The 11,018-nt window shown below is 47.9% G+C and carries 12 protein-coding genes; 4 read left to right on the top strand and 8 right to left on the bottom strand.

Annotated elements, in window-relative coordinates; all coding sequences use genetic code 11:
* The coding region (gene sppA, locus HKN79_07305) for a signal peptide peptidase SppA (protein NNC83368.1) at positions 1-1,750 on the bottom strand (1,750 nt) is incomplete at its 3' end.
* 110 nt (positions 1,751-1,860) lie between these two features.
* On the opposite strand from sppA, the gene folK reads away from it, so the two are divergent.
* From folK to HKN79_07290, 3 genes are all read left to right on the top strand, one after another.
* Positions 1,861-2,346: a 2-amino-4-hydroxy-6-hydroxymethyldihydropteridine diphosphokinase gene (folK, locus tag HKN79_07300; protein ID NNC83367.1), complete on the top strand. Its 486-nt coding sequence runs from the start codon at positions 1,861-1,863 to the stop codon at positions 2,344-2,346.
* Positions 2,347-2,349: 3 nt separating this feature from the next.
* Positions 2,350-2,991, top strand: a complete 642-nt coding sequence (locus HKN79_07295; protein ID NNC83366.1) for a deoxynucleoside kinase — start codon at positions 2,350-2,352, stop codon at positions 2,989-2,991.
* Between the two features lie 86 nt (positions 2,992-3,077).
* A complete protein-coding gene (locus tag HKN79_07290) occupies positions 3,078-4,754 on the top strand; it encodes a hypothetical protein (protein ID NNC83365.1) in 1,677 nt (558 codons plus the stop codon).
* Between the two features lie 232 nt (positions 4,755-4,986).
* Here HKN79_07290 and HKN79_07285 read toward each other — a convergent pair whose 3' ends face one another.
* The 6 genes from HKN79_07285 to rsfS form a co-directional block, all read right to left on the bottom strand.
* Positions 4,987-5,238 (bottom strand): hypothetical protein, encoded by a 252-nt coding sequence (locus tag HKN79_07285; protein ID NNC83364.1) that lies wholly within the window; start codon positions 5,236-5,238, stop codon positions 4,987-4,989.
* 64 nt (positions 5,239-5,302) lie between these two features.
* Entirely contained in the window at positions 5,303-5,962 is a 660-nt protein-coding gene (locus HKN79_07280) for a phosphatidylserine decarboxylase family protein (protein ID NNC83363.1), read from the bottom strand.
* 27 nt (positions 5,963-5,989) lie between these two features.
* Positions 5,990-6,781, bottom strand: coding sequence for a phosphatidate cytidylyltransferase (locus HKN79_07275; GenBank protein ID NNC83362.1), 792 nt, complete (start codon positions 6,779-6,781; stop codon positions 5,990-5,992).
* Positions 6,774-6,971, bottom strand: a complete 198-nt coding sequence (locus HKN79_07270; GenBank protein ID NNC83361.1) for a DUF2007 domain-containing protein — start codon at positions 6,969-6,971, stop codon at positions 6,774-6,776. The genes HKN79_07275 and HKN79_07270 overlap by 8 nt, the downstream gene beginning before the upstream one ends.
* Positions 6,972-6,986: 15 nt before the next feature.
* Complete coding sequence (gene hflB / locus HKN79_07265; protein ID NNC83360.1) at positions 6,987-9,062, bottom strand: ATP-dependent zinc metalloprotease FtsH; 2,076 nt, start codon at positions 9,060-9,062, stop codon at positions 6,987-6,989.
* Between the two features lie 12 nt (positions 9,063-9,074).
* A complete protein-coding gene (rsfS, locus tag HKN79_07260) occupies positions 9,075-9,455 on the bottom strand; it encodes a ribosome silencing factor (GenBank protein ID NNC83359.1) in 381 nt (126 codons plus the stop codon).
* An 80-nt stretch (positions 9,456-9,535) separates the two neighbouring features.
* On the opposite strand from rsfS, the gene HKN79_07255 reads away from it, so the two are divergent.
* Positions 9,536-10,288, top strand: a complete 753-nt coding sequence (locus HKN79_07255; GenBank protein NNC83358.1) for a biotin--[acetyl-CoA-carboxylase] ligase — start codon at positions 9,536-9,538, stop codon at positions 10,286-10,288.
* Here the strand turns inward: HKN79_07255 and HKN79_07250 are convergent.
* The coding region (locus HKN79_07250; protein ID NNC83357.1) for a flavin reductase family protein at positions 10,271-11,018 on the bottom strand (748 nt) is incomplete at its 5' end. The genes HKN79_07255 and HKN79_07250 overlap by 18 nt on opposite strands.

Raw genomic sequence — 11,018 nt, 5'->3', positions numbered from 1 at the left:
CTTGTATCCCACTCCATGAGGTGATATCTTGATAGGCTTTGACCTTACGATACAGCGCCATATCCGAACCGCTGAGTTCTTTCAGCACATCGATGCGGGTCTGTCCGGTCATGTCACTGATGAGTTGCTCCAGAGGATCTTTCTTCTCCGGGTAGTTGATGATCCGGTAGTCCTCGAGTTCTGCGGATTCAACGGCATATGCAATGGCCTCCTCAAGTCCTCCATGTGCATCCACCAATTGATTGTCCTTGGCATCCAGTCCGCTCCATACGCGCCCTTGACCTATGCTATTGACATACTCTTGTTCCACATTCCTACCACTGGCCACTTTGCCTGTGAAATCATCATAGATATTGTCTACGGCCTCCTGCCAGAAGGCCTGCTCATTGGAGCGCAGCGGACGATTGATGTCCATGATGTCTGAGAAAGCGTGTGTCTTGACGCCATCATGGTTCAGACCAAGAATCTCTTCATTGAGTTCTTCGGTGTTGGGAATCATTCCGAATACACCAATAGATCCGGTGATAGTGGTCTCCGAGGCGAAGATGCGATCTGCGTTACAGCTGATATAATATCCACCCGAAGCTGCTACATCTCCCATACTCACAACCACAGGTTTGACCTCTTTGGTCAAGGTCATCTCCCTCCATATCACATCACTGGCCAAAGCACTTCCACCCGGGGAATTGACTCTTAGAACCACCGCTTTGATGCTACTGTCCTTCCTTGCGTCAGCAATCAGTGCTGAAAGGTCATCACTTCCGATAAACTCTTCATCGCTACTCCCGGAATTGATTCCACCAGCTGCATAGATCACTGCCACTGTCTCATCAGCACGCTTCTTCTCGAGATCGGTGTAGTCGGAGACCTTCGCTCGGCTATATTGACTCAAGCTGACCATTTCCAGATCCTCTTCATCCTCGACTTCGGTGAGTTCTTCAAGTGAATCCATCATTTCATCCCTATAGCGTTCTCCTGTGATGAGTTGCGTTGCGATCGCCCGCTCTGCATTCCTTGAGTCCAAATTGTTCACCGCATCATTCAGTTGCTCCAGACTGATACCGCGGGAAGTGCTGATATCTACTGCTATATGAGACCAGATACTCTCGAGTATGCGTGATAATTGTTCTTCATTGGCCTCGCTCATCGAGTCCAGAATGAAGGGTTCAACGGCACTCTTGAATCGATTGTTGGTAGGTCGGATCACCTGTACCTCGACACCCACCTTGTCCAATAGACCCTTCATGAACATGATGTCTGCACTGAGTCCTCTCAGGTCTATCATGCCCTCGGGTTGGAGATATATCTCATCTGCAGTCGAAGCCAGATAGTAGGCCCCTTGAGAATACATCTCACTATAGGCATGTATCCACTTTCCACTTTCCTTGAAGTCGACCAAGGCATCCCGTACCTCTTGAAGTGTGGCCATACCTGCCGATACAGAACCCAGATCCAGGAATATCCCCTCTATACGCTCATCCACTTTGGCCTTGTCCAGTTGTTTGAGGATGTTGTTCAATCCATCTTGGTGAATAGGCTGTAAGGTATTGAAGTCAAAATTCAGGGGGCTTTCATTGGCCCTATCCACTATAGGTCGATCGAATGTCAGGTGTAGTACACTGCTATCCTCGACTGCGAACTCATCATCTGATGACATGGACGATATCCCCACCAATACAATGACTATGAGAAAGAAGAACGCGAACAGGGCAAGCAGGGCACCGAAGAAGACCTTGAAGAATGATTTCATCTAGAATGAGGATTTTGATTTCAGCTCGAAAATAGTCCCTTATCGATGATTCTGATCTAGGGATCACATAAAAGGAGGCTCATGAGGCCAAAAGGCTAATTTTAGCGACTTTGAGATCGATCTATCTAGGCATAGGGACCAACATGGGAGACAGAGCTCGGAATCTTAGCGAATGCAAGGATTCCGTAGAAAAGACTATAGGTTCCGTGGTCTCGAGGAGTCATACCTACGAGTCATCTTCTTGGGGTTTTATCTCAGCTCCTTTCTACAATGAGGTATGGGAGGTCGAGACTGAAGTTTCTCCCCGGGAGCTATTGGACAAATGCCATGACATCGAAAATAGATCCGGCAGGGTACGTGACCCTCAAGGTGAAGGATACGATTCCCGAGTGATCGATATCGATATCTTGGCCTATGGCGACCAGGTGGTCCGAGAGCGGGGTCTGACCATTCCACACAAATTCCTGCACATGAGGAATTTCGTTCTCGTGCCATGGTCTGACATAGCCCCTGACTTCGTGGTTCCGGTGCATGAACGGACGGTGATCGATCTGCTCAAACTATCTGAAGATCAAGGATACTGTCAACGCGTGTGATGCATGTATGATTTCATTGCCATAGAAGGGAATATCGGAGCAGGGAAGACCACCTTGGCCAATATGCTCAGTCAGGATCGGGGAAGCAAACTCGTTCTCGAGGAGTTTGCAGATAATCCCTTCCTGCCTAAATTCTATTCCGATCCCGATAAGCATGCTTTTCCATTGGAACTCTTCTTTCTAGCAGAGCGCTATCATCAGTTGACTTCACATTTCTCCAATCCCGACCTCTTCAAACATCAGACTGTTTCAGATTACTTCATTGGAAAATCGCTTGTATTCGCCAAGACCAATCTCGATAGTGATGAGCTGAAGCTCTTCCGGAATCTCTATGATATCATGTTCTCCAATCTGCCAAGACCGGACCTACTGATATACCTCCACCTGGATACGGATGATCTTCTGCGGAACATCAAGAAACGTGGCAGAAGCTATGAGCAATCGATAGCGGATGAATACCTACTCCGGGTCCAGAAAGGTTATCTGGACTTCCTCAAACAACAAGAAGGTCTACGTACCCTCATTTTATCGATGAAAAGCATTGATTTCGTAGGGCAATTGGATCACTTCGACCGTATCAAGAGGGTGATTCAACGAAATTTTCCAACAGGGCTCAACTTTGTTGATTTATCGCAAGATATTTGAGGCTTGAACAAGAACGCGAAGTTTGTAGCTATCACAAGGTGTGATACAAGCTGTAAGCTGACCAAACAAAGAATAAAACGAGCAATATGATTCTTAGATCCTTTAAGAACTACGCTTTCATTATCGCTGCGGGGCTGGCATTCACAGGATGCTCCCTATTTGATGATGTAACTTACAATGTGAACCCTGATCCGCTCGAGGCTCATGGGGATAGTGTACGTGTGAACGTGACTGGAACTGTGCCGGAGAAAAGCATCAACAAGAATGCAATAGCGGATGTAACACCTGTACTCCGATGGGAAGGTGGAGAGCGCCAGCTCAAAACTGTGACCGTTCAAGGAGAGAACGCTGCTGGGAATGGTACTGTGATAAACAGTAAGACTGGTGGTGATTTCAGCTACTCTGATGTTATCCCTTATGAAGAGGGAATGATGAAGTCAGAGCTCTATGTGACCGTCTCAGCGGGTAAAGGCACCAACCGAAAAGAACTCGGAGAGGCCAAGATCGCTGTTGGAGTCATCGCTACTCCGTATCTGGTACAAGATGATGATAAGCCCATTCTTGCTGAGGACAAATTCCAGCGCATCATCCGTGAGGAGAGTGTAGCCACGATCAACTATCTGGTCAACTCGCCAACTGTGCGTTCTTCAGAATTGAGAGATGAGGATATCAAAGCCTGGAAAGATCTTCTCAAGAGACTCAAGGAAGATGAAAGACTGGAGGCCAAAGAAGTGGATATCGATGCCTATGCCTCACCAGAAGGTGAAGTGGATCGTAACAATGTACTGGCCGATAACCGTGCTGAGAGTGCTGAGAGAACAGTGAAGAACCTAGCAGATAGAGCGAAGTTGGATGAACTGGAGAGCAACTATGAGGAGAAAGGCCTAGGAGAGGATTGGCAAGGTTTCAGGAATCTCATGGAGCAATCCGATATCGAGGACAAGGAACTCATCATCCGGATCCTGGAGACCTACTCAGATGTCAATGAGCGTGAGAAGGAGATCAAGAATCTCTCTAAAACCTACACTGAGATTGCCAAGGAGATCCTTCCCAAGCTACGTAGATCCGAGATGAAACTTGCCTATGACGTCATAGGGTATTCCGATGAGGAGTTGATCGCTATATCCACATCCAATCCTGATAGCCTGGACTTGGAAGAATTGCTTTACGCAGCACAACTGCACGAGGATATGGATACTCAGATGGCTATTTATCAGAATGCTGAAGCCAGATATACGGATGACAACCGAGCAGCCAACAATATCGGTGTGATCCACTTGAAGAAAGGCGATATCGATGCGGCTGAAGCACAGTTCACCAAAGCGGATAACATCAGCTCTGATGCTATCACATCCAACAACCGAGGAATTATTGTCCGCAGGGGAGGAGATAGAAAAGGAGCTGCTGAGATGTTCCGCAATGGAATGTCAGCTGGTGATGAAGCAGCTTACAATCTGGGTATCGTCAACATCCAAGATGGTGACTATGACCGCGCAGTGAGCAACATGAAAGGAGCTGACACATTCAATGCGGCCTTGGCTACATTGCTCAATGGAGACGCCTCTGGAGCTGCAAGCATTTTGGACAGAGCACCTGACGGTGATACTGCAGTAGGTCACTACCTACGCGCAGTCATCGCAGCACGTCAAGGTGACAATGCTGCTGTCAACACCCACTTGCAGACGGCTATATCCATGGACTCATCACTACGTGACCGTGCGATGAATGATGCAGAGTTCCTAGGAATGACTTTGAGCATCTGATCGAGACGATACGTCATGAAATTGAAAAGGCCCGCTATCACAGCGGGCCTTTTTTCTTAGCAATTTGTCTAGTAGGCACTTTCAGTTTGGAGATACAATACTGGGATTTCGGATTCTCATGAACTGACTCTCGTTGAGCCGTATTGCTCTTCGGATACTAATGTTCGCATTCTGCCAAATAAAAAAGCCTGCTCATTGAGCAGGCTTCTGACCTAAGTCCAAGTATTGTCGATCAAAGCTTCTCAGCCTTTTTCTTGGCACAGCATGCTTTCTTCTCTGATTTGCTACAGCTTTTGGTACTTGTAGCTTTCTCATCTTTCGTGCAGCACTCTTTAGCGCAATCATCTGCACATTTCTTCTTCTTTTTCTTGTCCTTGCCTCCATCGGTCATTTCGATGACATCGGCTTGCATGACAGAAGAGGTAGCAACAGCTGTACCACCGATAAATGCAAATAAGGCCAAGGCGATCATTGTCTTTTTCATATCTCTCTCGATTAGATTCTTCATTCTGATTCTACGAATTTAACGCAAATACGTTGCCAATGTTCTATGACCATGAGGCCAGCGGAGTCCGATTCCCTTTGACCTTATCCCCGATTGCCACTTCAACCTGAGCATCCAAAGGGATGAAGACATCTACTCTAGAACCGAATTTGATAAAGCCCATCTCCTGATTCTGTGCTGCTCGATCACCAACTTGGGCATAGCAGATAATACGTCTGGCAACGGCTCCGGCTATCTGTCGCATCAGATATGTGCCTCGTTCGCCTCTTACGGCAACAGTCGTCCGTTCATTCTCCGTAGAGGATTTGGGATGCCAGGCCACGAGATATGCACCGGGATGGTAGTGAGAATAGACCACCTCACCGGCCGCAGGGTACCAATTGATATGGACGTTGAGAGGAGACATGAAGATGGAGATCTGCCAGCATCGTTCCTTCAGGAATTCTGTCTCTTCCACTTCTTCTATCACCACAACTTTACCATCGCAAGGAGAAATAAGTCTATCAGGGTCGAGAATGCTCTTCCTATGAGGTACTCTGAAGAATTGGAAGAACAGATAAAGAAATACGACCACGGTCAGAATAAGTAGACCTTGAAGCCAGACGAGAGGAATGAACTTCCAGATCAGTACAACAAGCACGATGGATAGCAGGCTACTGAGGAGAAGAAAGGTTCTCCCTTCCTTATGAAAACCACGGATCATAGGTCGGCTAAAGTACTCAATGGGATATCATGTCCAATACCTGAGAAAGAGCCAAACGATAGGTGCCGCCAGAAAAACCCCATCGAAGCGGTCCAACACTCCTCCATGTCCTGGAAGTAATCCACCGCTGTCCTTGACATTTACGGCACGCTTAATCGCGGATTCGGTCAAGTCACCAAGAGTACCGAAGGTCGACACCAGTAGTCCGAATATCATAGCCTGACCTTTTCCAAATTCAAACAGATCGGACAGGAGAATGGCAAGTATTATGGAACTCAATACGCCACCTAGGAATCCTTCCCAGGTCTTCTTGGGTGAGATACGGGGTGCGAGAGGCCTCTTACCCAGTGATCGTCCGCTTACATACGCCATGGTGTCATTGGTCCAAAGCAGAATGAAGAAAAAGAGGATGCCAGACCGGTCGGTATCTGAGAAGACTGGTGATAGTAGCAGCGCAAAGGAGAGGGGGATGAGGATCGTACCTAAAAGCCCCAATGATCGGGACTGCATGGGCGAAACGTTCTGCCTAAGGACCAGCGCGTTCAACATCAGTCCGATGACCAAGAACATAGGCACAGGAAGGATCGAATAGAGTTCAGGCAATGAACAACCGATGAATATGAGCAGATTGATGATGGCATATCCCCATTTCTTAATCAGAGAAAGGAGTTGAGCCATCTCCAGTGAACCCAGTACTACGATCAGGCCGAATATAGCCCAAGCTGTCCAAAAGGAAATGAGAATGGAACTGACCATCACAAGAAGGAATAGGATTCCTGTAACGGCCCTTTGTATCAGATCGGAATCTGCGCTAGGCATCTAATAAGTTCTTGGCCTTGAGATAATCCTCTCTACGCACATGCAGTTCTACTGAACCGAATCCATAGTTGGAGTCCTTTTTATTATGGATGACGGAGAGTATGCCTTCTGCCTCCAACCTACCCTTGGCGATCTCGATGCGGATAGCATCGCTTGAGGATAGAAGTAGGATCCAGTCTTCTGATGACATGTTTTCGATCCTTGATCAACTGGCGTTTGCCTCTGTATGGTCTGGAGAATCATCTTTCATTTCTTCTCCTTCTACTTTGGAATCCTCTTTTGGCGCAACCTCTTCGACAACTGGAATATCGTCTTCCTTGGTGGTCTTCTTCTTCTCATTAGCGATGTGAAGGATCGAAGCCGCATTGTCTGTTTCGGCCTTCATTCCAAAAATCTTCTCCAGGTCTTCTTTGAAGATCACTTCTTCTTTGACCAATTGGTGGGCCAGTTCAGTGAGTTTATCCTTGTTGGCACTGAGTATCTCCTTGGCCCGCTCGTAGGCAGTCTCGATCATCGCACTCACTTCTTGGTCGATGAGTTCTGCAGTCTTCTCACTGTATGGTTTGGAGAAGGTATAGTCTGATTGACCAGAACTATCGTAATAGGAGATGTTACCCAGTTTTTCATCGAGACCATACATGGTCACCATAGCGTAGGCCTGTTTGGTCACTTTCTCCAGATCACTAAGAGCGCCTGTGGAGATCTTGCCGAATACGATCTCTTCAGCAGCACGTCCTCCTAGGGTAGCGCACATCTCATCCAGCATCTGTTCAGTCGTTGTTATCTGTCTTTCTTCCGGAAGATACCATGCCGCTCCTAGAGATTGTCCTCTGGGTACGATAGTGACTTTGACCAATGGGGAGGCATGATCTACCAACCAGCTGACCGTAGCATGGCCTGCTTCATGGAAGGCAATGACCTCTTTTTCGCGAGGAGTGATGATCTTGTTCTTCTTTTCCAGACCACCGATGATCCTATCCACGGCATCCAAGAAATCTTGTTTCCCTACGCTTTTCTTCTTCTTCCGCGCGGCAATAAGTGCGGCTTCGTTGCAGATGTTGGCGATATCCGCTCCAGAGAAGCCTGGGGTCTGTCTGGCCAAGAAATCGATATCTACGGAGTCATCTACTTTGATAGGGCGTACATGCACTTCGAAGATGGCCTTGCGCTCATTGAGATCCGGCATATCCACAAAGATCTGTCGGTCGAATCGTCCAGCGCGCATCAGCGCTCGGTCCAAGATGTCAGCTCTATTGGTGGCTGCGAGGATGATGACACCGCTATTGGTACCGAATCCATCCATCTCAGTGAGAAGTTGGTTGAGGGTGTTCTCCCGTTCATCATTGCTTCCCATGCTGATACTCTTCCCTCGGGCACGGCCGATGGCATCGATCTCATCGATGAAGATGATGGCCGGTGCTTTTTCCTTGGCTTGCTTGAAGAGGTCTCTTACACGCGAAGCACCCACACCCACGAACATCTCTACGAAATCCGAACCGGACAATGAGAAGAACGGGACTTGGGCCTCTCCGGCCACGGCTTTGGCCAAGAGGGTCTTACCTGTTCCCGGAGGTCCTACGAGCAAGGCACCTTTGGGGATCTTGGCTCCCAGTTCAGTATACTTCTGAGGGTGTTTTAGGAAATCTACGATTTCCTGTACTTCCTCTTTTGCCCCTTCGAGACCGGCCACATCGCTGAATGTGACGTTGGTCCCTTTTCCTTTATCGAAGATCTTGGCGCGAGATTTCCCGATGTTGAAGATCTGCCCTCCGGGTCCTCCACCACCTGAGAGCTTGCGCATCACGAACACCCATATGGCGATCATGATACCTAGGAGTAGTACCCATTGTAGGAGTTCGCGACCCCACTCTTGACGGATGTCATAGGAGTAAGCCACGGCATAATTCTCTTGCCAATCGATGAGGAGACTGTTGAAATGCTCCATATCACCGAACTTGGTGATGAAGTGCGGGCCGCTCGATACCGGCATGCCGAAGAGGGGCTTGGACACCTTGTTGCGGTACTTCTCGCTATCCAGAGCTGCATTAGTAAGTGTGACTTCGGCAAATTGACGGTTGACGACCAAGACCTTTTCGATCTCCCCATCCTCGACCATTTGCTTGAGTTCAGGGATGGTCTTTTCTTGAAGAGCACCTCCGTCACCGAACATGGTCAGCATGAGGAGTATTCCAGCAACTACAGCAAAGATCCAATAGAAACTTCCGCCTCCTTGTCCCTGTCCTTCTGTCTTTTTCTTGTTCTTATTCTCGTTCTCTGACATCTAATTTCCTTGCTAGCTTGTGATGGACTGTTGTGATGAACTCTGGTCGAGTGTTATTCTCTCCCCGTCTGCCCAAAGTTCTTCTATCTCGTAGAATTCCCTGGTCTCTTTATGGAACACATGCACCACGATGTTCACATAGTCCAAAAGGATCCACTGGGCATTAGTGAAGCCCTCTTCACGCCAAGGGCCTTCATCATTGTCTTTTTTTGTCTGTTCGATCACTTTGCGGGCAATCGATTCAGTTTGAGTTGTACTGTTCCCATGACAGACAACAAAGTAGTCACAAATGGATGCTTGCACCTTGCGTAGGTCCAAGACGACAGGCTCTTCGCCTTTACCTTCTGCGATTCCTTTGACTACACTCTCTAAGAGGGGGTCGTACTCTGTCATGCAATATCTTTGTTCTTCGATCCTTTGGGCTGCAAAACTAGCATGAATTCCACGTCCGAACCCTCTAATTACCAAGTGAAATGAGCTATTTCGGCCACCCGTGTATCTATCTATCCAACGTAGAGAGCACTAACAATTATCTGGCCGATCACCCAGATCTGGATTCCCTGACAGAAGGAACTGCTATTTTGACATATGATCAGCGAGATGGAAGAGGTCAATTCGGAAAGAAATGGAGTATGCGATCGGGAAAGGACATCGCCATATCCGTGCTTCTGCGTCCTGACCTCACAAACAAGCGTGCCTTCTACTTCAACAAAGCTATTTGTGTGGGTGTTTCCAAATGTTTGGAATCCTTGCTCAATATGGAGGTCAAGGTCAAATGGCCCAATGATGTATTTGTCTATGGAAGAAAGATTGCGGGCATTCTCGTAGAACCCTCTTGGTCAGGGAATAGGTGTCGTCAAGCCATCGTGGGTGTCGGATTGAATGTGAATAGCGAAACTGCAGATCGACCATTTCCAGCCATAAGTATCCTAGAGGTATTGGATGAGGAATCTGCACTTTCTCATGTGGTGGATGCCCTTGTTGATCAGTTGGAGAGGAGTTATGATCTTTTCCGTTCCGGACGGTTGGATGCAATCGAGAATGAATATCAATCTCGTTTGATGGGAAGGGGAGAGAAGGTTCCTTACAGGGAAGGACAGAAGATAGGTATAGCCAAGCTGATCAGAGTTGATGACACCGGACGTATCATTCTGGAAACGGATGAGCAAGAACGGTCCTGGGCCCACCGTGAGATCGAGATCGATTATTCAGGGATTATAGGATAGTATGGTCATCCATGCTTCATCTATTCTTTCCTCACGAATGAATGCGACACATCTCTTTATCAAAGCGAGCTGCAATTCGGGCGGGTCATCCTGAGATTTCAAGAACTCTTCATCCAGTTGATCGAGTTTGAAGTCATTGACCTCTGTCTCATCAGGGAGGCGATGTGCCTGGGCCAATCGGGTCAGATCCTGGGCGGTCAATAAGGCACTATCACGCACAAAAGGGGGGATACTGTCATAGCCTACTACGGTCTGCATCGGATGGCTCTTCACCTCGAACAAGCTATCTCCAAAAGCTCTAGTATACCAAGCGCCTCCCAGTCTGCCGATCAAGTTCAATCTTTGTTGATCCACCCGGCCGTCTTCTAGAAATAAATGCTCTGCATAGTGCATGTGGACCACTTGGCAGATGATGAGATTTCCTGCTGCTCCTTCTGATCCTAGTTCTTTGACCTCCAAGACCTTGCATTCAAGATGCACTGGGGATTCCTTGATTCTGGGTGGCTTGACCTTCTCACTTTCGATCATTGTCAGTCCGGCTTTATCGAATTCATTGACCCCTTGGGGGTATTCCAAACTGGATATGACCATGCGGTCCAAAAGTCCTTCATCTACGATGTGGACAACAGCCTCAGGATGTTGCTTCACGTTATCATAGGTGTGTTTGGTCGTATTAGTCCTTCCGCCGCGGGCGGGTGAGAAAATGAGTACGGGAGGATTGCTACTGAAG

The sequence above is a fragment of the Flavobacteriales bacterium genome (genome assembly GCA_013001705.1).
Classification (GTDB): Bacteria; Bacteroidota; Bacteroidia; order Flavobacteriales_D; family JABDKJ01; genus JABDLZ01.
Note: the sequence above shows the minus strand (reverse complement) of the source record. Positions and strands in the feature narration are given on the sequence as shown.

What these genes read in the sequence shown, in the direction of transcription:
- HKN79_07280 (NNC83363.1), bottom strand. Translation starts at nt 5,962, where the DNA reads ATGATCCGTGGTTTTCATAAGGAAGGGAGAACCTTTCTTCTCCTCAGT.
- rsfS (NNC83359.1), bottom strand. Translation starts at nt 9,455, where the DNA reads ATGACAGAGTACGACCCCCTCTTAGAGAGTGTAGTCAAAGGAATCGCA.
- HKN79_07285 (NNC83364.1), bottom strand. Translation starts at nt 5,238, where the DNA reads ATGAAAAAGACAATGATCGCCTTGGCCTTATTTGCATTTATCGGTGGT.
- HKN79_07270 (NNC83361.1), bottom strand. Translation starts at nt 6,971, where the DNA reads ATGTCATCAGAAGACTGGATCCTACTTCTATCCTCAAGCGATGCTATC.
- HKN79_07295 (NNC83366.1), top strand. Translation starts at nt 2,350, where the DNA reads ATGTATGATTTCATTGCCATAGAAGGGAATATCGGAGCAGGGAAGACC.
- HKN79_07255 (NNC83358.1), top strand. Translation starts at nt 9,536, where the DNA reads ATGAGCTATTTCGGCCACCCGTGTATCTATCTATCCAACGTAGAGAGC.
- hflB (NNC83360.1), bottom strand. Translation starts at nt 9,062, where the DNA reads ATGTCAGAGAACGAGAATAAGAACAAGAAAAAGACAGAAGGACAGGGA.
- HKN79_07290 (NNC83365.1), top strand. Translation starts at nt 3,078, where the DNA reads ATGATTCTTAGATCCTTTAAGAACTACGCTTTCATTATCGCTGCGGGG.
- HKN79_07275 (NNC83362.1), bottom strand. Translation starts at nt 6,781, where the DNA reads ATGCCTAGCGCAGATTCCGATCTGATACAAAGGGCCGTTACAGGAATC.